Source organism: Vicinamibacterales bacterium (assembly GCA_036504215.1).
Taxonomy (GTDB): domain Bacteria; phylum Acidobacteriota; class Vicinamibacteria; order Vicinamibacterales; family Fen-181; genus FEN-299.
The window spans coordinates 26,210-50,264 of the sequence record DASXVO010000061.1 but is presented as its reverse complement, the minus strand read 5'-3'; the positions used below and the strand labels follow the sequence as shown (position 1 = coordinate 50,264).

Here is a 24,055-nt window from a genome sequence, read left to right as displayed (position 1 = left end):
CTCAACATTATCCGCCGATTCTCCTCATCCGCCGCCGAATCCCTCGCACGGCCAGCAATGCGCAGCCGAGAGCTGTCACCAGGGCGCCAGCCGACGCCGCCCACGCCACGGCCGTCCCGGCAAGCGTCCCGGGCAGAGCCTGCCAGGCCATCACGGCCGCGACGCCCAAGCCGAAGCTCAGAAGTGACGTCAGCACCAGCAGGTCCACGGAGCGGACGATCCGCACGTCGCGCGGCACGGGTGCGGCGATCGGGGCGTCCACGGCCGGTTCACTCGGGGCCGGGGCGCCCGAATCCTGGGTGGACGTGCCACTTGCGTCGGGCGTCGCCACGCTGCTCTCGTCGACCGCGACCGCGCCCGGTGGCGCGTCACCTACGGTCGGAATCTCCTGTTCTACGATGGCCGGCGCGGCGATCGCCGTCACACGGCCCGGCACCAGCGTGGGGATGTCCTCCTCCCCGTCGCCCGCGATCGCGGGACCGGGCGCGGGCAGCGGGGTCATGGACAGAGCCTTCAACGCCGGTGACGGCACGAAATTCGTTCGGTCGTCGTGTTGCACCTGCACCGACCACGACGATGGCGCCCGACGTTCGCCCACTGTCTGTTCCGCCCGGGGGTCCGACGGGGCGACCTCGGCCGGTGCCGGCCCCGCGCTCGCCGCCGAGAGGACGGTGATTGCCAGGTGGGCGATCTGCACCACGTCTCCGGGTCGCAGCAGGGCATCGGTCTGGCGTTTGCCGTTGACGAGCAGACCGTTGCGGCTTCCGAGGTCGCGCACCTCCACGCCCTGCAGGCTGTCCGTGAACTCCGCATGACGACGCGACAACAACGGGTCGGCGTCGCTGATGTCGCATCGGGGATCGCGTCCCACGGAGAGGACGCCCACGAGGAGTCGCTCGTGCTCGCTCCGCCCGTCCTTGATTCTCAGTATGTAGTTCACGCCGATCTACTCTTCATCATGGTTTGCCGCCGCACTCACGGTGCACCGGACCCTCGTTTGGTCAGGATGCCCCGCAGGCGCTGGCCGATGCGGCTCACCAACTTGTCGCCCTCGGCCTCCGCACGCAACATCCTCACCGTGTCGTCGTCATCGACGCCGACCGGGGCCGCCATGGCCACCGTGTCGTCTTCCTTCTCCCGTGCCACCGCGTCCAGCCTCGAGCGGACGCCCGCAATCTCAGCAACGAGATCGAGCGCGGCGCGATTGTGTGGATCCTCGGCGAGGATCCTGGCCACGGTGGCTTCCGACTCGGATACATTCTCCACGCGCAGCGCCTGGCGAGCCGACCTGAGATCCTGTTCGCGCCGGCGGAGGCGTTCGCGCTCCTGGCGCTCGCGTTCGCGGATCGTGGCCCGGGCGACCGCCCGGATCCTCGCCGCCTCGGCGTGTCCTGGCTCGGCTGCGAGCGCATCGTCCGCCTCACGGGAGGCGGTGGCATGGTCGCCCGCCTCGAGCGCGAGGGCCGCGCGCGCTGAATGGGCGCCAGCCTCGGCGTGTCGCTGCTCCGCCTCTGCGCGACGCCGCGCCTCGGCTCGCAGGTGGCCGAGTTCGCTGCGGACACCGGGCGCATCCGGTTCGACATCGAGAGACGCTTCGAGCGTCGCGATCGCCTCGTCGCGCCGGCCGGCCTGAAAGTGTGCCCGCGCGGTCGCGAGCGTCTCGGCGGCACGTTGGGCCCGAGCCGCCTCGGCTACCGCCGCCTCCCGTGCCTCGCTCAGCAGTTGTGCGAGCGGCGCCGTCCGATCGTGCGGGGCTTCCAGTTGACGCGCCAGGGCGAGCTCCTGCTCGGCGGCATCGAATCTCCGCTCGTCGATGGCGCGGCGTGCGCGGTCCGCGGCACGCTGCTGGTCGCGCTCGCGCTGCCGGGCTTCTCTGTCTTCCGCGTCCCTGGCTCGGACGCGCATTGCGATGACGTGGCTCGCCTGCGGCTCAATCGCCAGGGCCTGGTCGCACAACGCCACGGCGACCGACCAGTTGGAAACCGCGAGCGCACTCTGGATCTCGCCGATGAGGGCGGCCATCCGTGCCTGGCGCGCCTCCAACTCGATTGCCGCAGCCTGGCAGCGTTCACGCTCCTCGACGACGCGCGGTGCGTCGGCGAACACCGGCTCGATCTGTTCGAGGCGCTGCCGGGCCTCGTCCACCCGTCCGGCGGCCAGGGCCTGAACCGCCGCATCGACGACCGTGCGCACCTCCCGCAGGCGGGCCACCTCACGGGAGAGCGGCTGGTGCTCGGCGCAGAGCGACGCCGCGATCTCCGCGATGTGCGGTCGGGTGAAGGGTACGAGGAGCAGGGAATCGTGTCGCTGCTCCACGAACGACGCGTGCTCATCGCGCAGCCGCCTGGCGGCTTCGGGCTCGTCTTCGGGTACCGGCAGGCCCAGCCACCCGGCGAGCGCCGCCCGTTCGTGCAGCAGGTTGCTGATCGATTCGTAGCGATCGTGGGCAGTCACCGCGATCTGACGCGTCTCTGCCTCGTAGTACCTGCGTACTTTCGTCAGGTCGGCGCTGAACTCCGCCATCCACTGGTGTCGGAGCGCCGGATCCTTTGCGAGCGACTTCATCACCACGCGCGCCAGCGCTTGCGGCACGTCTCCGTCGGGAAGCGGCTCGGGATCCTCCATCTGCACCCGGCGCAGCACCGACGGCAGGTCCGGGGCCGCGAACGGCTTGCGCCCCGTGAGCATGTAGTAGAAGACACCGGCGGCGGAGAAGATGTCGGACCGCTGGTCGATTTCACGACCGCGCGCCTGCTCGGGCGACATGTAGTCCGGCGTCCCGATGATGAACCCGCTCGCCGTCATCGTCGAACTCGCCAGGCGAGCCACGCCGAAGTCGAGGACCTTGAGCGTCCCGTCCTGCAGCACGAAGAGGTTGCCCGGCTTGATGTCGCGGTGGAAGATGCCGTGCGCGTGTGCGGAGCCCAGCCCCTCGCAGGCCTGGACCATCAGCGCGACCTTCTGTTCGAGCGGGACCCCGCCTGGCCGTCTGAGGAACTCCGCCAGCGTGTCACCCTTCAACAGTTCCATGACGATGAAGATGCGGCCCTCCTCCTCGCCCATGTCGAAGATCGTGATGATGTTGGGATGGAGGAGGCGGCCGGCGGACTGGGCTTCGCGGTAGAAACGGGCACGGGTGTCGGGTTCGGCCTCGAGGTCCGCCATCAGGACCTTGACGGCGACGACGCGGTCCATGACCTCGTCGTGCGCGCTATACACGATCCCCATCGCACCCTTCCCGATGCGCTGGAGGATTCTGTAGCGCCCGATCCGCTCGGGCTGTGGCCCGACTCCGGCCCCTGGGGTCATGGCTCTGCGGCTGTCCGGATCAACACCGCCGTGACATTGTCGTGGCCGCCGCCCTCGAGGGCCGCGGTGATCAGCCGTCGTCCCATGGCGTCGAGAGGTCCGCCCTCCCGCAGGATCCGCTCGAGGCCCGCGTCGTTCACCATGCCGTGCAGGCCGTCGCTGCAGAGCAGGAACACCGCGCCAGGCGCGAGGTGGAACTCGGCGAGCTGGACCTCCACCTGCTCGCGCGCTCCGAGCACGTTGGTGAGGACGTGGCGCATCGGGTGACGCGCCAGCTCGGCGGGCGTGATGTTCGGATCGTTGGCGAGAATGGTCGCCACCCACGAATCGTCGTGCGTGATCTGGCGGAAGCCCTCGCCGTTCAGTGTGTAGAGCCGGCTGTCTCCGACGTGCCCGTAGGCCAGCCGATCGCCGGTGATGAGCACCGCCGTGAGCGTGGTACCCATCCCCGTGTAGTCGTCGCAACTCTCGGCGGCGCGGAAGACACGCCGGTTGGCGAGATGGACGGCGGTCCGGAGGCGATTGCCCCCGAGCGACAGCTGGGGATCGACCCCGTAGGGCCATGAGAAGTCGGAGTCGTCATGAGACCGGCGGATGAATCCCTCGACGGCCTCGATGGCGAGTCGCGACGCGACTTCCCCGGCCGAATGGCCACCCATTCCGTCCGCAACGACGAACAGCTGCAACAACTCGTTGCAGACGTAACTGTCCTCGTTGCCCTTCCGCACGCGGCCTGGATCCGAAATCCCGAAGGCTTCCATCATGAGGACACCATGTGCCAGTGACAGAGTTCGGTCGGCTTGCCCGGAGTCTACTACAAAGGCGAACGACGGGTACCGGCATTCAGGACGAGCGCGCGGCCAGCGCGCCGAGCACGACCGCGGCGACGGCGTCGGCATCCGCCAGCGTCGCTGCGCCGGGAACGGGAGGGGCCGCCCTGAGACGTCCTTCGACCCCGAGCGCCTGCAGCAGCGCGTCGGCGATGTCGAGGCGCGGATCGGGCGCCTGAGGAGCAACTTCTGGAGCCGGCGGCGGCGGAGATGGAGGCGGGGGGAGGGGCGGCTCAGGCGCGGCCGGCCCGGCCGAGACCGGCACGGAGGCGGGACGCTTCGACGGAGCGGCCGCGACCGGCTCGAGCGCTCGCGCCACCGCCTCCTGCCGCGTCGGAACGACCGTGAAGTCCCGGTCGAAGCCGGAAATCGCGAAGGCCTTCTGCAGCTTCGCGCTCATCCCGCACAGGACGATGCGCCCCTTCAAGCGCCCGAGCTTCCGCGAGGCGGGCAGCAGCGTCCGGATGGCGTTCGCCGTCATCTGCGACACATTGCCGCAGTCCAGGACCACGTAGCGGGTGCCCTGCTTGACGGCCACCCCCATGCGCTTCTCGAGCGGCGAGCAGTCCTCGGGACTCGTCAGGCTGCCCTCTGGCGCCAGCACCAGCACGTCGCCTTCGTGTGCCTCGCGAATCTCCATGTCTTATCGCGCCTTGAACACGAAGACCTGTCCACCCAGGCCGATCCGATCGCCGTCCTCGAGCCGCTGCTCGGTGACGCGCTGGCCGTTCACGAACGTCCCGTTCGGCGATCCGAGGTCCTTCAGGAAGTAGCCTCCCTCGTTCAACGCGATCTCGGCGTGCTTGCGCGACACTTCACGAACCGGCACCACGATCTGGTTGTCCGGCGTCCGCCCAATGGTCGTCAGGAGGCCGAGCTTGTGATGCGCGCCCGGCAGCCCCCCGCGGTCCTCGACGAGCATGGCCTGGGTCACGGCGATCGTCCCGAACGGTTCGCCCGGCACTGGCGCGGGCGGCCTGCCCGGGGCCGGCGGCAGGCCGACGAACTGCGTGGCGCCGGGATCGACGCCGGGCGCAACCGGGAGCGGCGTGTTGAAGGCGGACGTCGATGGCGGCGGCATGAAGCTCGTCTCACCTTCACGGCTGGCCGGAACCGGCACCACGGTCATCGGGGCCTCCGCGACCGCGGGTGCTGCGGCCTGCCAGGGCGCCGGCGCGTCGACGGGCGTCGGTACTGCCGGAGGTGTCGCCAGCGGCGGGCCCGGCAGCGGCGCCAAAGACGCCTGACTCACGTTCGGTGCCGGCACGGGCACGGGAGTCGGCGGAGTCACCGGTTCGGGCGTTGCGGGGACGATCTCCAGGTAGCGTGCCCGCATCTTGCCGATGGCGTCGAACTCCTGCTGGCATTCGGCGATCGCCTGATCGGCGGCCTGCTGGCGCTTCTGGAACTCCTCTCGCGTGAACTCCCCGATCTCGAACCGGAACTCACTTTCCTGCAACTCGACGCGCGCCCGGTCCATCGCCTCCCGGCTCGCGGCGTACAACCGCTCCAGCCGGCCGAGATCCTCGCGAACCTTCTCCCGCAGGGCAGCCGCCTGTTCGTCGAGGGCACGAATGCGAGCCTCGTAGTCGCGCACCACCCTCGAATAGACCTCGACCACCTTGTCCCGGTGCCACGCCGCCTTCTCGGACAGCGCACGCAGGCCGCGCTGATCCGTTTCCAGCTTGGCGAGGCCTTCCAGGTTCGACACGTCGATGCTGTTCAGATCGTCGGCCATGATCTCCATCGGGCCGTCGGCTCGCCGCTTCTGGCCCGCCTCTGGTGTGTGATTCGCCCGCGTGAAGCCCACTCGAGGGCGGCGGGCCTGCATGCCCGCCAGTCGGCTCTTCTCAACTCGCCCGGAACACCGTCTTGATCAACCCGAAACACACCTCGTCCCCATCCGTCATCGCGGTCGCCACCCCGGGCGTCAGCCGACGCCCGTTGAGAAAGGTGCCGTTGGCGACCCGCGGCTCCTCGACGATGAAGAACCCGTCTGGCTGTCGTGTGATGCGGGCGTGGCGCCGGCTGAGCGAGCGATGAGTGTCCATCGCCGAAAGCTCGATGTCCGGCTGAAACTTCGTCCGGGGATCGGCCCGGCCAACGAGCGCGTCGGCGGGCAGGGCGAACTGCCGACCCGTGTCGACATGGACCAATCGGGGCGACACGATGGCAGGAGGTGGTGGTGGCGGCGCAGCGGCGCCAGCCATCGTGGCCGCAGGTCGCGCGACGGGCCGCGCCATCGCCAGACACGCCGCTCTCGCATCGTTCAGGCGCGCCCCGAGGCGGCCGATGACCCGCGTCGCGACGTCCGGTCTCACACGAATGAGGTCGGTGAAGACGGCAGGCTCGAGGCGGAGCAGCGTGACCGCGACGATCGCGCGGGCATCGCAGGTGCGGGTCTGTCCCTCGACCACCGCGTCCTCGCCGAACAGTTCACCGGCTCCGAGCAGCGCCAGGCGCTCCTGGCCGTCGTCACTCGCACGCAGCAGTTCCACTTCGCCGGATTGGATGATGAAAAAGGCATCCGCCTGGTCGCCCGTGCGAAAGACGCGTGCGCCTTCCGATATCGAGACGACGGGCAGTGGGTCGGTCCGCGTCGAAGCACGGTCGGGCATTGGGACTCGCTGCTCCAAAGGCGGGGCCGCCGCCGCTCGGGCGGCCGGAGCCCCGGACTGTCAGCCGCTCACCCGGTGCAATCTGAGTCAGCCGAACGGTACTCGATGGGGGCGACTCCGTCAAGGGAAGGCATGCCGTGCGCCACCTCCTCCAGCGTCAGGCCGGCGAGCGCGACGACGAGGCGCGAGGCGGAGCCCGGCGTCGAGAGATCGAGGTTCGTCGTGAGGCCTTCCAGTTGGCGGGCCGCGCGAACGACGACGGCCTTCATCGCGTCGGCGGCACGGGCGGAGAGGGGCGGGGCGCCGAGGTAGTTCTCGAATCGGCCGCCGGGCCGGTACGCGGGGAACGACTCGAGGCCCAGGAACCGGAGCGCCAGCCGCGCATCGTACCGGCCGAACGCCGCGACGATCCCGGCGAAGTCGGCGATGAATTCGTCGAGGAGGTTGTTGCGCATGACGCCGAACGCCCGCAGCGTGAAATAGTGCGTGCACTCGTGGTCGCGTCGGATGACGACCGACCGCGCGCGCCACTCGTCGTCGTCCATGCCGACGTCCGCCGCGGCCACGGCGCTGTAGGGAGAGCGGCTGAGGATGATGAACCGGTCCTGATACAGGCCCTTCTGCGGGACGAGCGCGCGGAACGCCTCGCCCCACGACGCCTCGTCGAACAACGCGCCGCGGTCTGCCTCGAGTGCGCGGCGGTAGCGCCCGACGCGGTCCCAGTTGTTCAGTCCGTTGACGATGCAGGCGCCCATCGAATTGGGAACGGGCTCGGGTTCGTTGCGGGCCGAGCAGGCGCGGACGAGCGACACGAAGTCCGTCCGGCTCCCGGTCGTCAACACGGGAATGCGCCCGGCCAGCGTCGGGTGCAGCGTCAACTCGAGCAACTCCGGATGCTCGAGCACGAGGCCCGGCGCATCGGGATCCGGCGCCACGCCGCGCCGGGTGGCCGCGCGATAGGCGTCGGTCTGGCTGATCCCCGCTTCGATTGGAAACCGGAACTGCACCAGGCGCCCGGTCAACGCGCGAAACACGCCGTCCGACCGCGCCTCGCGGCTGTACTCGTCCCACGCCTCGAGGTGGGGTTCGTCGGCCAGCGGAAGCGCGGCCACGTCCAGCCGCGAGAGGTCGAAGGGATTGCTGGTGTAGGCGAGGATCTCGTCCATGTCTGCCGCGGTCGCTCCACACGCGCGGAGCACGTCCTGGCGGACGGACAGGGAGCTGCGGTCCATGGCCACCTCAGACGATCTGGCGCTTGGCGAGTAGCGCGAACAGCCCGTTCTTCGCCATCAGCTCGGCGTAGGTGCCCTGTTCGCGGATCTCGCCGCCCTCGAAGTAGAAGATCCGGCTGGCGTTGACGATCGTGCTCAAGCGGTGCGCGATGACGATGCGCGTCGCGTCCATCCGGTCCATGCTGTCGGTCACCTGCTTCTGGGCCTTGTTGTCGAGCGCGCTCGTCGCCTCGTCGAAGAAGATGACTCGCGGACGGTTCACCAGGGCGCGTGCGATGAGGAGGCGCTGCCGCTGGCCGCCGGAGAACGTGCCGCCGCCCTCCGACACCACCGTGTGCATGCCCATGGGCATGGCTTTGATGTCGTCCCCCAGCCCCGCCATCGTCGCGGCGTCCCACGCGTCGGCCATCGTGCGCGACGAGGTGCCGACGATGTTGCGGAAGATGTCGGTGGGCAGCAGCCGGCTCTCCTGCAGGACGACGCCGAGTTGCTGGCGGACCGCGCGGCTGTCGAGGCTCGACAGGTCCTGTCCGTCGTAGTAGATCGCGCCGAGTTGCGGCTTCTCGAACCCGAGGAGCAGGCGCAGCAGCGTGGACTTGCCGCAGCCCGATCCGCCGACGAAGGCGATGAACTCGCCGGGCTTGATCTTGAACGAGACGTCCTTGAGAATCCAGGGGCTGTCCTGCACGTACTTGAAGTGCAGCCGCGAGACGGAGATCTCGCCGCGCAGCCGCGCCGGCGTCGACTTCGTCTCGTCGGTCTCCGGCGGCGTCGTGATGATCGGCTTGAGGCGCTCGAACACCGGGACGGCCTTGAGAAGCGCCAGCGACGCGTCACTGAGCGACTGCACAGCGGTGATGAACGACCCGAACGCGCCGTTGAACGCGATGAACTCGCCGGTCGTGAAGGGCGGCGGTTCGCCGGGCTGCGCGGACAGCTTGAAGTAGTAGAGCGCGGCGAAGATCCCCAGTGACGACAGGATGTTGAACGACGAACTGGCGGTGCCGACGACGTTCGTGACGGTGCCGATCGAGAATCCCGTCCGCTTCTGCATCGAGAACTTCTGCGCCCACACCTTGAACGCGTGATTCTCCGCGGCGCAGACGCGCACCTTCGCGATGCCGGCAATCAACTGGAGGACGAGCGTCGAGATCGCGCCGCGTTGCGTGCTCTCGACCCGCTGGTAGCGGAGTTGCCAGTAATTGCCCGCGGTGGTCATGCCGACGATCACCAGCGTGATCACCATCGCGATCATCGTCAGCTTGAAGCTGTAGGTGGCCATGAGGACGAGGTAGGCCACCGAACTGATCGATCCGAGCACGCCGGTGACGCCCGACCTCGACACGACGCCGCGGATCGTGTCGATGCCGCCCGCCCGCTCGGCGAGGTCGCCCGCGCCGTACTGCCGGAAGAACACCGACGGGAGGTCCAGCAGCCGGTCCCAGAGCGCAGCCTGCAGCGTGTAGTCCATCTTGCTCTGCACGCGCACGACGGCGTAGCTCTGCGTGACCTTGAACGCGGCGGTCGCCAAGGTCGCGAGCAGCATGCCGAGGCCGAGTTGCAGCAGCAGCGGTCCGTTGCTCTGCGGGATCGCGTTGTCGATCATCTGGCCGGTCAGGTACGGCGCCGCAGCACCGAAGATGCCCGTCACCACGCCCATGGCCAGCAGCACGCGGAAGTCGGAGGCCAACCCCCTCGCCCCGAACCTCACGAGCGCCTTGCCCGTGAGTTCGCCCGACGGGAACGGCCGATAGAAGCAGTAGCCGAACGGCGCCAACGTCGCGGCCACCTCGGCCGTCACGGTCTGACGCGTCTTCGCCGTCGGATCGATGCACTCGTACCCACCCGCCCGGCGCGGGATGACGGCGATCGGCGCCCCGCCCTGGTCGAGCGCGGCCAGGAACGGGCCCGCGTCCGAACTCCACCATTCGCCCTTGAGCGCGATCCGGCGCGTGCGGAACCGCGAGTGGCTCGCGATCGCGTTCAGGTGATCCTCGAACGACCGCTCGGCAGTTCCCCCGGCCGGGTTGACGATCTTGACCCCCAGCCAATCGCCAATGAGCCGGCACGCCTCGACCAGCGGCTGGCCGCCGCCGACCCTCGACAGACTGCTCGGCTCGGTGTGCTTGCCGGCGAGCACGGCGCCGATCGCGTCGATCGCGTCGCTGCGCGCCCGATCCGACTCGTCGCTCTTTCGGCCGATGCGGTCGTATTCGTCCAGCAGGGCGAGGCGCTTGTTGATGAACTCGCACTCGCACAGCACCTGGTGGAAGTAGTCGAGGCCGGTCCACAGCGCCGGATTGACCAGCAAGGCGGTCGTCGAAACCGGCGTCACGGCCATGGTCTCGGCTTCCTCGCCCGCCAGTTCGATCCACGTGGAGGCGCCGAGCGGGAACAGGACGGTCTCGTCCGGCGAGAGCGTGGAGAGGCCGATGAAGAGCAGGCGGTCGGGTTCGGCCGGGACCCAGGCCACGCCTTCGCCCGGACGCGCGCGATTCCCGGCCGCGACCGACGCCTGGGCGCCGGCCTGCAGCGTGACGTCGGCGAACGGCCTGGACGAAATGTCGCGCGTGAGCCGGGTGGACAGGCCCGACACCCAGCCGTCAACCAGCTTGGCCACCTGCGCGGCGAGGTCCGCATCCTCGGCGGCGAGCCGGGTCAGTTCCTCGCGCGGTATCCGCCGGATGTCGACACCACTCTTGGAGGTGGCGAGGAAACCATCCTCCGAGAAACTCTGGGTCACGCCGAAGAACGCCTCGCCGTGATCGACGGTCAGGAAGTGACTGCGGGCGCCGAACGGCTTCCCGTCCTTGACCTGGACGGTGAACACCTCGGCCTTGCCGGAGACGACGTAGTAGGCAACGCGCTGATCGTCGAGCAGGATCGCCTGGTTGCCGGCAATCGACACCACTTCTCCCGCGTCCTCGATCCGCTGCTGGGCCACCTTGGCCATCAGCGAGCCGAGGTCCGCCATCATCATCGTGCCTTCGGACTCGGGCGTCGGTGCCGCCGGGAGCTGGCATTCGAAGAACGTATTGCCGACGCGGAACTGCTGCCCCGCGTCGATCACTTCGTCCTTCACGCGCCGCTCTCCCATCCACAGGCCGTTGACGCTGCTCGCGTCGACGATGCGGAAGCGGCCGTCCTCCAGCGCCTCGACGGTCGCGTGGCGGCGAGAGGCACTGTTGTCCTTGATCGCCACCGCACAGTCGTCGCCACGCCCGATGGTCGCCGTGCCCGTCACGCGGTACTCGGCGCCCACGGCCTCGCCACCCTTGGAGGCCACGACCTTGACGATGAACTCGCGCGCGTGGGTCTCGGGAACCACCGGAATGGGGGGCTGCGCCGGCAGGCTGATGACGAGCGTTTGTTCTTCAACAAGAGGCGGCGGCGCCACGAACTCGAACACCGTATCGCCGATGCGGAACCGGGTGCCGTGCGCCAGACGCACCTCGGACACCTGCGCGTCGCCGACCCAGGTGCCGTTGCCGCTCTGATTGTCGATCAGGAACACGCCGTCCGGGCGCGACTCGATGCGCGCGTGCCGGCGCGACACCTGCCCGTCGGCCAACGCGACGGTGCAGTCGTCGGCCCGCCCGATCGTGACGCCGTCGCGCCCAATGGGCAGTTCCCACCCTTCCCGCCCGGGCTGCGGGGACGACACGATGCGAAGGAGGCGTTCCTGTGTGACGGAAATGGCGGTTACTCCATCGTTGGCTCTGGGCTCTGGGCCGAGGGCTACCCGACGCTGATCAGAGACTTGTACGGGCCGTCGATGACCTTCATCTCGTCGTGCGTCCCTTGTTGCACGACCTTGCCACGCTGCATGACGAGGATCTTGTCGGCGTCGCGAATCGTGCTGAGCCGGTGCGCGATGATGATGCAGGTGCAGCCGCGCCGGCGCAGACTCTCGTCGATCAGCGTCTCGGTGGTCGGGTCGAGCGCACTCGTGGCCTCGTCCAGGATGACGATGGACGGCTCGCCGGCCAGCGCACGGGCAATCTCCAGGCGTTGACGCTGGCCGCCGCTCAGGTTCTTGCCTCCCTCGTCGATGATCGATTCGTACCGCCCTTCGCGCCCCTCGATGACGTCCTCGAGCGCGGCATCGCGGCACGCCTGGGCGATGCGGCTCGCCGACAGCGTGTTGTCCCACATCGACACGTTCTCGGTGATCGTGCCGCCGAACAGGAACACCTCCTGATCGACGACGCCCACCGAGTTGGTGATGAGCGCGCGCGGCAGCTCCGTGCGTGGCACGCCGTCGAAGAGCACCTGCCCCTTCCAAGGCTCGTACAGGCCCGAGACGAGCTTGGCGACCGTGGACTTCCCGCTGCCGCTGCCCCCGACGAGCGCGACGCGCTGTCCGGGCTCGATGGTCAGGTTGAAGTCCTCGATGAGCGGCGGGTCGAGCGGGCTGTAGCCGAACGCGATATCGCGCAGCTCGACACGGCCGCTCAGCTTGACGGCGGAATCGTCCTGGGCCGTTCGCTCGGGAATCTGGCGGGTGTACTGCGGATCGCGCGGGTACCGCAGCACGTCGTCCAGGCGATTCATGTCGCCTTCGAGCTCCTGCAGCATGCCGCTGAAGTTGACGAGGTTGCTGAGCGGGCGCGTGAAGCTGCCGACGAGCGTCTGGTAGGCGACCAGCATGCCGACGGTCATCACGCCGCTCATCACGCGGTAGCCGCCCATCACGTAGACGGTCATCGTCGCGAGGCTGGTGACCGCCACCGGGACGGCGGAGGTCGTTTCGGACAGCAGCGACAGCGTCTGGTCGCCAAGGAGCGACTTCGCCTGATAGCCCGCCCACCGCGCGAAGAACTCGGCCTCGCCACCGGTCGCCTTCAGCGTCTCGATCATCTGCAGGCCGCCCATCGCCGTGCCCTGCAGCTTGCCCTTGTCGAGCAGCAGCCGGCGGCTGACGTCTGTGCGGATCCGCGCGACGAGCTTGATCGAGAGGACGTTCAGCGCGGTGACCGCCACGACGACCAGCGTCAGCGGCACGTCGTACCAGAGCATCAACGCCAGGTAGAAGAACACGACGCACAGGTCGATCGTCGTGCTCGTGAGCTTCGTGCCGATCACGTTCGCGACCCGGTCGTTGATCGCCACGCGCGATCCGATTTCCCCGGCGTACCGCTGGACGAAGTACGGAATCGGCAGGCGTTGCAGGTGCGCGAAGAACCGGCTGGAGTGCAGCAGCGAGAGCTTGGTCTCGAGGCGCAGCAGGTAGTACTTCTGCAGCCAGGTCAGGAGCATCATGAAGACCGTCGTGATGCCCATGCTCCACAGAAGCGGCTTCACGACGTATTCACGGTTCCCAATCAGGTAGTCGTCGATGAAGATCCGCGTGAAGGTCGGCGCCACGAGGCCGGGCGCCACGAGAAACAGGCCGCAGAGCATCACGTAGAGCAGCGCCAGCTTCGAGTCGGACAACCGCCGCGTGAGCGCGCGGCGCATGCTCGGCTTGTCGCCGCCCTTGGAGAACTCGGGCCCCGGTTCGAACGTGAGGACGACGCCCGAATAGGAGGAGTTCAGCTCCTCCATCGTGATCTTGCGCGGCCCCTGGGCCGGGTCGTTGAGGTACGCCTTTCCGCCCCTGAACCCTTCCAGGACGAGGAAGTGGTTCATGTTCCAGAACAGGATGATGGGGAGCGGCAGATCGTAGAGCTTCGCCAGCTCGTCGTACTTGAAACCCTTCGCGGTGAGGCCGTACTTGCGCGCCGCCTTGAGGACGTTGTTCGCCTTGCTGCCGTCGCGCGACACGCCGCACTCGACGCGCAGTTCCTCGAGCGGCACGGTCTTCCCGAAGTAGCCGAGCACGATGCCGAGCGCCGCCGCGCCGCACTCGACCGCCTCCATCTGGAGGAGGGTCGGCGCCTTCACCCGCCGGTTCGGCGGTTTCGGAATCGCAGGCGTCTCGGGGGCAGCCGGTGTCTCGGGCTCGCCGCTCATGCTGCTCCTTCGCCTAGAGGCCGACCGTGCGGCGGACCATCGGGATGATGTAGGTGTAGGGCTGCTTGGAGTCCACCACCAGCGACGCCGTGCACGCGCCGCCGGTATCGATGGGCTTGTCCGGCCCCGAGGACGACCACCGGAAGCCGTTTGCCTTGTTCTTCGGATCCGCCTCGAGGCACACGCGTGCCTCGAACACCGGACCGGAGCCGCTGAACGACTTCACCAACTGGTCGTTCTTCAGCTTCTCGCGCATGTCCTCGGGCGACGCGGCGTACGACGAGATCCACTCCACCTTCCCGACGATGTAGCCGTACTCCTCCTTCTTCACGTCGAGCGGCGACACGTGGGCATCCTGGCCGGGACGCACCTTCCCGGCCAGTTGCGCCGGCACGAAGAGGATCACGTGGGTGTTGCCCCCGCAGAACTGCCGGCGCGACCCCGTCGTGTCGGGCTCGAGCCGCAGCATCGGTTCGCCTTCGCGGATGGAGTCCCCGGTCGTCTTGATGACCTCGACGACGCGCCCGCCTTCGGGGGTCGTGATGTCGGTCGTCGAGGACATGCGCGCCTGGAGGACGCGCGTTTCCTTCTCGATGGAGTTCAGCTCGCCCTCGGCCTGGATGATGCGGCGGTCCCAGTCGAGCAGCGAGTTGGCCGCCTTGAGGCCCTGGGCCACCAGACTCGCCTGCATGTTGCGCTGCTGGTGCAGGTTGCCGATCTCGCCGCGCTTGGACTCGACCATCGCCTCGTTCTTGGCGATCGTGAGCTGGTCGGCCGATTTCTGCTCGATGCTGTCCTGGTCTCGCTTCACCTTTGCGATGACCTGCCCGGCCTGGAGCTTCATTCCGGAATTGACGTTGAACTGCAGCAACCGGCCGGACGCCGGCGCCTTGACCTCGATGAGGCGCTCGCCGCGGAACAGCGTGCCGTTGCCGTCCACGAGTTCCGGAATCGACCCGAGCACGCTCCAGAAGCCGGCGATGATCAGGACCACACCGACGGTCAGGAGCGCGAGCCAGCCGATCGGAGACGTAACCTGCATCAGCAGATCGAGCTGTTCCGGTGAAGACACCTTGTCGATGGCAGCCTTGCGGAACATGCCTCCTTGCACGGCTTCCTCCCCTTCCCTGGATATCCGGGTGACCGGTCGGGCGCCCGAGGGCGCCCGGCCGACCCGTTCTCGACCGCTCGGCCGGTTGGCGGCTACTTGATGACCAGTCCGCTCAAATCAGGTTCCGGCCGGTCGTTGCGCACCACGACGAGCGTGCCGGTTTCGTAGCGCAGGCGCGCCAGGGCGGCAGCGTAGTCGTGTTGCGCCTGCACGAGTGACAGGCGAGCGTTGGTGAGATCCTGCTCGGTGAGCAGGGTGTCGATCAGGGTCATGTCGCCCGCCGCCCGCCGTTTGTCGGTGTCGGTCCACGATGTCGTGTACCGTTCCACCGCCTCACGGCGCCGCACCCACTCGTCCCTGGCCTTCTGGAGCGACGCAGCATTCTGGGCGATGTTCTCGGTCGCGACGCGGCCGAGGTCCATCACCTGGATGTCGGCGCGGTGAACGGCGGCCCGCGACTTCTCCACGCGGCCCATCAACGTGTTGTTGCCGAACGGCAGTTCGAACTTGAACTGGATCGCGGCCGTCGGCGACCAGTGCGTGCCGTAGGCCCGCCCCACGCCGACGACGTTGAAGTAGTTGACCGGCGTATCCCTCGGCTCGTAGCACGAGACCCCGCGCGTGACCGACCAGTCCGACGTGCAGCGGTTGAACTCGTCAATCAACACGCGGAAGTACGGGCTGTAGTAGACGTTGGTGATCCCCGCCCGCACCTGCATGTCGAGGCGCGGCTTCGCGTCGAATACGGCGGCGTCGAGCAGCACCCGCGCGCTCCGGCGCGAGGCATCGGCCGCACGGATGTCGTTCCGGCTGACGATTCCTGCCCGGACGACCGCGTCCACATCGACCGGCAGCGGCTCGTCCGGGTACTTCTCGCCCGCCTTGATCTGCGCGGCGATGTCCTCCGCGCGCATGCCGGCCTTGACCGCCACCGCCGTTTGCTTGCTGATCAGATCCTGGCGCGCCTGCGCGACGCTCACCTCGACGTCCGCCACGCGCGCCTGCATACGGTTGACGTCGCTGCGCGCGACCTCACCCGCCGCCGCCAGCCGCGTGTTGGCGTCGAGCATCCGCCGCTGCGCCGTGAGCGAGTCCTGCAGGAGCGCGAGCGACTGCTCGGCCGCCAGCAGGTCCAGGTACGCGATCGTCGAGTCCAGCACGCTCTTGGACACCGTGTGCAGGTAGCTGAACCGCCCGGCCTGCAGGTTCGCCGCGGCGGACCGCTCGGGTGCGATGACGCTGGTGGCTCCGCGGCCGCGGAGCAGCGGCTGGGACCACACCCCTTCGACGTGACCCCGGAAGCGATTCTGGAGCTCCTTGCCGCCGAACTTCGGATCGAGCGGCTTCCCCCGGAAGCTGTTCTCGACGCCGTCCACGTACGCCGAGACCTGCACGTACCCGCCGCTCCGAAGCGGCTTGGTGAAGTCGCCGTTGAGCCGGACCGTGTTGCGGACTTCGAACGACGGGAACGGCCCGAGCCGATCCAGGCCCATCTGCGTGCGCAGTTCGTATTCGCTCACGAGCGAGTAGCTCTTCAGCAGTTCGTCATAGCCGCGCTGCTTCGAGTCTTCGACGAACGTGTTGATCGGGAGGCCGTTGATCTGCGCGTACTTCCTGGTGAACTCGAGGGCCGACATCGGGTCGCGCGTGGGCGACGCCGGCATGTAGAACCTGGTGATGTCGAAGTTCGCAGGATCGAGTGTCGACAGGTCGGCCGCGAACGGATCCGACGTCACCGGTGTGCAGACCGGCCGCGGGAGCTGACCGGGCACCGTGGCGTCGAGCGGCACGAAGGTCGACCCGGGAGGGCAGACCGGCTTGACTGCCGATCCTCGTGCAATGGCGTCGGCCAGTTGCTGGCGGATCAGCGTCAACGCCGCGTGCGCCTGCTCGAACTGCGTCCGCCGTTTGTACTCCTCGTTCCACCAGGTGCCGGAAATGTAGGTGTCGGTGTGCTGGTAGGTCGCGCCGAGGTGCAGGGTGGAGTCGAACGCCCCTTTCGTCTCGCGCAGCCGGCCCGTCCGCCCGGCGATATCCTCACGTGCGACCAGCACGTCGGGAGACCGGTCGAGCGTCGCCTTCACCACCTCATCGAGGTTCACGACCTTCGGGGTCTGCGCAGGCGCGGCGGTGGCCGACAGCCACGCAACCGCAAACCATGCGACACCCCATCCCGTTCGTCGGAGAAGGAGAAGGATGTGTGACATGGTTCGTTACCTCGCTGGAGACGTCTTCTGCAGCGACAACGGCACCGTCAGGAGGTTTTCGAGCGCGACGGAGGTCTGGCCGTTGACGTCGCGAATCAGCGTGCCCGATTCGTAGCGCAGCCGGGCCAGCAGGCTCGCGTAATCCTGCAGCGCCTGCACGAAGGCGGTCCGCGCCGCCGTCGTCTGCTGCTCGGTGAGAATCGTATCGATGAGCGTCGAGTCGCCCATCTTCATCCGCGCCTGCTCGTCCTGGATGGTCTTCTCGTAGGCGAGCGCCGCCTCTTCCGCCCACTTCACCCGCTCGGCGGCCAGCCGCAGCGATTCGGCCACGCGGTAGACGCTGAGGGCAATGGTGCGCGAGGAATCGGCGGTATTGATCGAGTCCTGGTGGAGGGCCGCCATCGCCTGGTCGTAACGCCCCAGCGCCGTGTTGTTCGCAAACGGCACCTCGAAGTCGAGCCCCACGCTGCCGCTCCGGAACACCCAGCGCCCGAACTTTGGCGAATCCTCGCTCGTCGAATTCCCCCATCCCGACAGGTTCAGGTTCAGCTGCCGGCGCGTCTCGAGCTTGGCGCCGCGCGACAGGATCCTGCTTCCTTCCTCGGTCTTGACAAACGCCATCTGGTCGGGCCGCCCGGCGATCGCCGCCTTCGTCAACTCGGCGAGGCTCGCCGCGTCCACCGTGAACGCGCCAGGGCGTGGGAACGGATCGCCCGCGAGGGGGATCGAGCCGGCATCACCCACCGCCACGCCGATCACCCGCGCGAGGTTCACGCGCGCCTCGGCCAGGCGCCGGTTGGCGGACTCGAGCCGCGCCTGCGAATCGGCCAGACTGGCCGTGACCCGGGTCTCGTCGGTGCGCGCCTTCTCCTGCGCCGCCACCAGCCTCTTCACCAGGTCCGCCATCTGGGACTGCATGTCCACCGACCGCTTCGCGACGTCCACCAGTTCGGTGGCCGCCCGCGCTTCCCAGTACGCCAGCGCCGTATTCAGCACGCTCCGCGCCTTCTCGTTGACCAGCGTCCAGCGCACCGACTCGAGGTCGCGCGCCGCGGCCATCTCGGTGGCTCCCGAGTCGTCCTTGCCCAGGCCGCGGAGCAGGGGCACCGTGAGGTCGAAGCCGATCTCACCCTTGTAGAAGTCCTTGACGCCGAGGCCGCCGAAGTTCGGGTCCCAGCTGTCCTTCCCGACGTAGTTCGCCGCCGTGTAGTTGAGCGTCACGAACGGATTGAGCACGAGGCCCGAGCGCGTCGGCCTGGTGAAGTCCAACCGGACGTTCGAGCTGCGGTCGAAGCGATCCTGCGGCGTGGCGCCCAGATTCCTGCGCAGGACGATCGTGTCCGCGACCGCCTTGTTGGTCGCGTCCCGCGCCGCGTTGAACCGCTGCAGGCCGTTGCTGATGGTCTTGTCGCGCAGGTCGGTCAGATCCTTCCTGGTGGTCGGATCCGTCGTCTTGTCGAGCATGTCCTTGATCAGAAAGAGCTGTGACTGGATCATCGACAGCTCCGTCTTCACGTCCGTGTCGGACACGTTCGCCTGCAGGTCAACCGATTTCGGATCGGTCACCAGCTTCGGGTTGTTCAGGTTGGTGACGGCGGGGTTGAGGCTCGCCAGCAGCTTCTGACCCTGGGCAATCCCGTCGTCGAGTTGGTCACGCTTGAACTGCTCGTTGCGCTTGTCCGTATCGCGCAGCTCGCTCCGCACGTACTGGAAGTCTCCCTTGCCTTTCAGCGTCAGGTCGAAGAACCCACGCTGCTCCCGGAAGACCCCCAACTGCCGCTCGACATCCGTGTCACGCAGCTTCACGTTCGGATCGTTCACCAGCGTGAGGCGGACCGCGTCGAGCAGTGAGAGGCCCTTGGGATCGAACTGGACGACCGGAGGCCGGTAGGCACCCTCCGCGGCCGGCGCCTGAAGCGCCTGGGCGGCAACGGCGGGTTTGGATGGCTGCGCCTGCGGCTTGGCAGGCTGCGCCGACGCCAACCACGGCAGAACAAGCGCCACCACCGTCGGTAGCGCCAGCCGCGCGAGCTTGGAGACCATGAGCGTCCTCCGTGTGTCGGACACTGACGTTGACACTGACTTGTGCAGATTGAGCCCAAAGCTGTGCCGGACCCGGGGCAGGTTACAACGTGGGTCCCGAGGTGTCAAGGACGCGTCCTTTCCTTGTCAACGCGTCCTTTCCTGCTCGCGCGACGCCGCGCCCCGCATCCGTTTGAAGCGCGACGAGTGAAGCGGGCCGTCCGCGAGGATCACCTTGGCTGGAATCTTCCACGCCGGCAGGCGCGGCTTGAGCCCCTGACGCATCCGCAGCTTGAACGCGGAGACCGGCTCGCTTCGGTCGTCGAGCACGACCGTCGCCGCGACGATCTGCCCGGTGATGGGATTCGGCTCGGCGTGCACAACCGCGTCCCTCACGCCGGGCAGATCGAGCAGCGCGTCCTCGACCTCGGCCGGATACACCTTGTTCCCGCCAACATTGATGATCTCGCTCTCGCGGCCCAGGATCCGCAGCCACTCGCCGTCCACCTCCACCCGGTCGCCGGTATCGAGAAAGCCATCGGCGTCGAACGGGCTCGGTGCATTCAGGTAGCCGAGCATGGCCGACTCGGCCCGGACCCAGAGCCGTCCGTCGACCACCTTGGTCTCGTAGCCCTCCCCGCCCACGCGAACCCAGAGCGAATCGGAACCGCGCGACTGCGACCGCAGGATGCCGACCTCGGTGAGGCCGTAGGTCTGCTGCAGCTTCGCCCGGGGGAACGCGGTCGCCACCTTTCGCAGGGTGCTCTCCGGCATTGCCTCCGTGCCGTAGGTAATCAGGGTGAGCGACGACAGGTCTCGACGTTCGTGCTCGCCAGACAGCAGGAGCAGATTGAGGAAGGTCGGCGACGTGGGCAGTAATTCGACCGCGTACCGCTCGATGCAGGCCGCGACCGACGCCGGGGACCGATCCGGTGGAGCGACCACGGCGCCGCCGTTCGAGAGCGTGTAGAGGAGGGTGTTCACACCGCCGATGTGATCCAACTGGAGAAACACCAGCGTGCGGCGCCGGTGGCGCCGTGTCTCGAACTTTCTCAACAGGCGAGCGAGGTCGTGCACGGCCGCCTTGTGACGGCCCGTGGAGCCCGACGTGAACAGCACGAGCCCCGGCACCCGGCGCTGACAGAGCGTGTCGTAGCAGGCGTGGCCCGCACGGCGGCCGGTTGGCTGCGCCTCGGCGCTGTCTGCCGCGCGAAGGCGGAACTCGACCTGACCCAGTTGCAGGAACTCGTCCAGGTGCTGGGCCGAGTCCGGGGAGAGCGGCACGATCACCGCGCCGCGCTCGGCCAGTGCAAGGAACGCCGCAATCGGTCCGACGCCGTAATCTCCTTCGACGCTGACCACGGCCCCGCGCGGCACGCCGGCCTTCTCCACGCGCTCACGCCAGGTCGCCGTCTCTTCGAGGATCTCGCGATACGTGCACGTGGTGTCGCCGGCGGCAACCGCCAGCGCATCAGCGTGCTCCGCCATCCGCGCGAGCAGGAAGTCCACGCACGTCATCCGACGCCTCCGAGGTAGACGACCTGCCCGGTGACGAGGGCGCTCTCCGGTCTGAGGAAGAAGTCCACGACGTTGATGACGTCGGCCGGTTCACCCCAGCGCGGGATGGCCTGACGCCCGAGCAGTTCCTCGATCTTCTCCTTCGGCACGCTTTCCGTCAGCCGCGTGCGGACCGGCGAGGGTCCGACGGCGTTGCACGTGATCCCGAGCGGCGCCACCTCGCGGGCGATGATCCGCGTGAAAGTCTCGACGGCGCTCTTGGCAGCGGCGTACATCGCCTCGCCCTCGAGCCGGAGCGGCACGGCGACCGACGTGACGTTCACAATCCGCCCGGCCGGCGACGCGCGCAACAGCCGGATTGCCGCGCGCGAACACAGGAACGTCCCCAGCACGTTCACGTCGATGATCCGCCGGGCCGCGTCGGCCGTCGTCAGCGCCACCGCGTTCATGCCGGCCACGCCGGCGTTGTTGATGAGGACGTCCAGGCCGCCCCGTGCCCGTACCTCCTTGAAGAGGGCGTCGACCTCGGATTCCTTGCAGACGTCGTGCTGCAGGTGGCTGTAGCCCGGGTGCGTCACCTCGGTGCCGCTCCTCGCGCAGCCGAGGACGATGTCCCCGCGGTCCAGATGGTGGCGAACCATGGCGAGGCCAAGGCCTCGGCTGGCGCCGGTAATCAGGATGCGGCGGCCGGTGGACATGGAGCTTCTCCCAGCAGAACGGCGATGTATTCCACGAGCGCGGGAACGCTCCGGAAGGGACTGCGCGACTGCGACATCGCCCGGTCGTCCGTGAGCGTGATGTCCTGACCCGCCGTGCCCAGGGCCTCCTCGACGTCCAGCAGGAGCGTCACGAGCCCCATCGAATCGAGCGCCGATCCGCGGCCGAAGATCCGGGCAGCCGGCGACACCTCGAGTTGCTGGCCGGGGTCCCGCGCGAGGTTCGTCGTGCGGATCGTCTCGAGGACGATCGCTTCGATGTCCGAGCGGAGCATGGATCAGTCTCCCACCACGTGCGACGCGCCAGGTGCCAGATCCCGGGGCGACACGGCCCCGCGCACCGTCACCCGGATGGCCTCCGGCGATGGCGGTGCTCCGGGCGCCGGGATGCCGTCGCGTGCGATCTCCCACGTGCCGTCGTCCACCTGACGAAAGCCATTGTTCCTGAACAACCCTCGCGCCGGCGCATTCTCGGCGAGCATCAGCAGCCGGGCGCGTATGGTTGCGTGTTCCTCCGACACCTCTTGGAGGATGACGCGAAGGAAGGCCCGATCCACGCCGAGGCCCACGACGCGGCAGCTGAGCAGGAGCAATTCGAGCACCGAGCCGATGACGACCGCGACGCCGACGAGCCCGTAGTCGGCGAAGCGGTCCTCGACGCGCAACGTGAACACGCGTCCGCCCGCGGCGCCGTCCATGGCCGCGAGCGCTTCTCGCGTGAACTGACGTCCGGTCGTCGTGAACTGCCGCGTTCGGACGACGAGATCATGGACGCGATCGAGGTCGTCCGGTTCGACGCCGTGACCGACCTCGCAGCGGATCTCGAGCGACGCGACGAAGTCGCGCTCGTCTCCGGCCCCTTTCCGCGCCTTCTCGCGGCGCGCGAGCGCCACCATCATCGCCGGGTGTTCGACACCTTCCTGCCGCGCCGCCACGACCTGGAGCGCCGGGTGCGTCAGCAGGGCGCCGCGCACGGCGAACGGGTTGTCGCCGAGGACCATCGTCTCCGGAAGCGCCACTCGAACGGCCGCGCGGTCAACGGCGTCCGACGCGATGAACACCAGTTGCGCCGCGGTCGTTTCGAGTTCGTCGGCAATCTCGCGCACGGCCGTCGGGGGATCGGAGACGCCGAACCGGAGTGCGGCGAAATCGTCGGCCATCAGGAGGCGATCGATGGGGGCTCGCCCCGGGTAACGCCATCGGGCGCGCACGGTCGTCTCGTCGCCGCGGGTGACCGCGCCCAGGCGCAGGCCGCGACCGATGAGTCCGCGCAGCGCCTCGGCCACACCCAGGTAGAAGCCGTGAAACGACCAGGTGCCGAAGTCCACGCCCGCCGGGAACGGCGAACCCGTGGTCGTCAGATCCCCGGGCCACAGCGTGCCGTCGAGTGCCACCACCACCGTATCGCGACGGCCGACGCCGAAGATGGCGGCCAACATGGCCAACTCCTCGGCTGCCACCACGCGATCGAACTCGAACGGATCGGTCACGCCAAGTTCGGACAGGCGTTCGACCGGCGGACGGATTCCGTGCACGCTCGCGACCTCGAGCCGCGCCATCATGGTCCACCACCCGAGGCCACCGAGGTGCGTGGTGGTCATGACGCGGTCGTCGAGGAGTCTCCGCTTGCCCTCGAACGCCAGCGCGGCGTCGACGTCGAGCACGTAGATGTCCGGGTACTCCGCCGCGATTTCCACGAGGTCGCGATTGATGCGCCGGCACCGTTCGATCGCCGAGTCGGCCCCGCGCTCGGCGAGGCCGAGCGGCGAGCAGGTGGGCACTGGGAGGTTGTGCACCAGGACCGGCACGCCGGTCAGCGCGCGGATGCGGACCAGGAGGTCCCGCATCGCGCTGGCGTACCGGGACGGCGAGAAGTCGCCACCGCCATCCGCACGATGCCAATGCCCGTGGCGAGCGCCGAGCGAACCCACGATCACCGCGTGGTGCCCGCCGTCGCGCAGCACGTCGAGCGTCGTCTCGAACGTCGCGACCGGATGCAGATCGATCCCGAATTCGCGGGCCGTCTCACGCAGGACGTCCATCTCGATCTGCACGTCGCAGAGGCCGACCATCACGACGTCGAGGCGGCGTCCCGCGGGAACGAAGCTGTCGAGATCGCGCGCGACGGGCGCGGCGAACCGCGGCACCGCCTGCGAGGTGAATCGTCGCGCCGCCTGACGCGCGGTCTCAGGATCGCGTCCGTACCACTGCGAGAGCACCGCCAGGTACTGGGTCCGTTCCTCGTCGTGCGTGCCGGCGAACAACATCCGGTTCTGGACGAAAGCGGTGACCACGTGGTGGAGCCGGTCGGAGGCCCCGCGACGATCGCGGACGAACTCGTCGATGACGTCGCCGAGCCGGCGCGGCGCGGCGAACGCATCCAGGATGGCAAGCACCTCCGGCTTCACGACGAGGCGGGCCTGGACGAGCGTCTGCAGGCAGAGAAAGTTGCCGGTGTCGAGCGGCAACACCTCGAGGAACTGCGAACGAACGACCGTCTGATCGCGCGACGCCTCGGCCACCCACCCCTCCTGCTG

The 24,055-nt window shown here is 68.4% G+C and carries 16 protein-coding genes; all 16 read right to left on the bottom strand.

All coding sequences use genetic code 11. From position 1 onward, the window contains the following. Positions 1–7: 7 nt before the first annotated feature. The gene (locus VGK32_18725; GenBank protein HEY3383801.1) at positions 8–940 is read right to left on the bottom strand and encodes an FHA domain-containing protein; all 933 of its coding nucleotides are present in this window, start codon (positions 938–940) and stop codon (positions 8–10) included. Positions 941–975: 35 nt separating this feature from the next. Further along, positions 976–3,309, bottom strand: coding sequence for a serine/threonine-protein kinase (locus tag VGK32_18720; protein HEY3383800.1), 2,334 nt, complete (start codon positions 3,307–3,309; stop codon positions 976–978). Beyond that, the gene (locus VGK32_18715; protein ID HEY3383799.1) at positions 3,306–4,073 is read right to left on the bottom strand and encodes a PP2C family serine/threonine-protein phosphatase; all 768 of its coding nucleotides are present in this window, start codon (positions 4,071–4,073) and stop codon (positions 3,306–3,308) included. Before VGK32_18715 ends, VGK32_18720 begins: the two co-directional genes overlap by 4 nt. Before the next feature lie 79 nt (positions 4,074–4,152). Then, positions 4,153–4,779, bottom strand: a complete 627-nt coding sequence (locus VGK32_18710) for an STAS domain-containing protein (GenBank protein HEY3383798.1) — start codon at positions 4,777–4,779, stop codon at positions 4,153–4,155. Between the two features lie 3 nt (positions 4,780–4,782). Next, positions 4,783–5,877: an FHA domain-containing protein gene (locus VGK32_18705; protein HEY3383797.1), complete on the bottom strand. Its 1,095-nt coding sequence runs from the start codon at positions 5,875–5,877 to the stop codon at positions 4,783–4,785. A 112-nt stretch (positions 5,878–5,989) separates the two neighbouring features. Then, a complete protein-coding gene (locus VGK32_18700) occupies positions 5,990–6,757 on the bottom strand; it encodes a cyclic nucleotide-binding domain-containing protein (GenBank protein HEY3383796.1) in 768 nt (255 codons plus the stop codon). Between the two features lie 68 nt (positions 6,758–6,825). Beyond that, positions 6,826–7,989, bottom strand: coding sequence for a hypothetical protein (locus VGK32_18695; GenBank protein HEY3383795.1), 1,164 nt, complete (start codon positions 7,987–7,989; stop codon positions 6,826–6,828). A gap of 7 nt (positions 7,990–7,996) precedes the next feature. Beyond that, a complete protein-coding gene (locus VGK32_18690; protein HEY3383794.1) occupies positions 7,997–11,653 on the bottom strand; it encodes an NHLP bacteriocin export ABC transporter permease/ATPase subunit in 3,657 nt (1,218 codons plus the stop codon). Between the two features lie 74 nt (positions 11,654–11,727). Continuing rightward, complete coding sequence (locus tag VGK32_18685; protein HEY3383793.1) at positions 11,728–13,944, bottom strand: NHLP family bacteriocin export ABC transporter peptidase/permease/ATPase subunit; 2,217 nt, start codon at positions 13,942–13,944, stop codon at positions 11,728–11,730. Between the two features lie 13 nt (positions 13,945–13,957). Beyond that, positions 13,958–15,043: an HlyD family efflux transporter periplasmic adaptor subunit gene (locus tag VGK32_18680; protein HEY3383792.1), complete on the bottom strand. Its 1,086-nt coding sequence runs from the start codon at positions 15,041–15,043 to the stop codon at positions 13,958–13,960. Positions 15,044–15,147: 104 nt separating this feature from the next. Next, positions 15,148–17,262: a TolC family protein gene (locus VGK32_18675; protein HEY3383791.1), complete on the bottom strand. Its 2,115-nt coding sequence runs from the start codon at positions 17,260–17,262 to the stop codon at positions 15,148–15,150. Between the two features lie 6 nt (positions 17,263–17,268). Next, positions 17,269–19,305, bottom strand: a complete 2,037-nt coding sequence (locus VGK32_18670; protein HEY3383790.1) for a TolC family protein — start codon at positions 19,303–19,305, stop codon at positions 17,269–17,271. A 126-nt stretch (positions 19,306–19,431) separates the two neighbouring features. Beyond that, entirely contained in the window at positions 19,432–20,802 is a 1,371-nt protein-coding gene (locus VGK32_18665; protein HEY3383789.1) for a fatty acid--CoA ligase family protein, read from the bottom strand. Further along, positions 20,799–21,500: an SDR family oxidoreductase gene (locus VGK32_18660; protein ID HEY3383788.1), complete on the bottom strand. Its 702-nt coding sequence runs from the start codon at positions 21,498–21,500 to the stop codon at positions 20,799–20,801. Before VGK32_18660 ends, VGK32_18665 begins: the two co-directional genes overlap by 4 nt. Next, on the bottom strand, positions 21,476–21,793 hold the full coding sequence (locus tag VGK32_18655) for an acyl carrier protein (protein HEY3383787.1): 318 nt from the start codon (positions 21,791–21,793) through the stop codon (positions 21,476–21,478). The genes VGK32_18660 and VGK32_18655 overlap by 25 nt, the downstream gene beginning before the upstream one ends. Positions 21,794–21,796: 3 nt before the next feature. Then, positions 21,797–24,040, bottom strand: coding sequence for a hypothetical protein (locus VGK32_18650; protein ID HEY3383786.1), 2,244 nt, complete (start codon positions 24,038–24,040; stop codon positions 21,797–21,799). Positions 24,041–24,055: the final 15 nt, after the last annotated feature.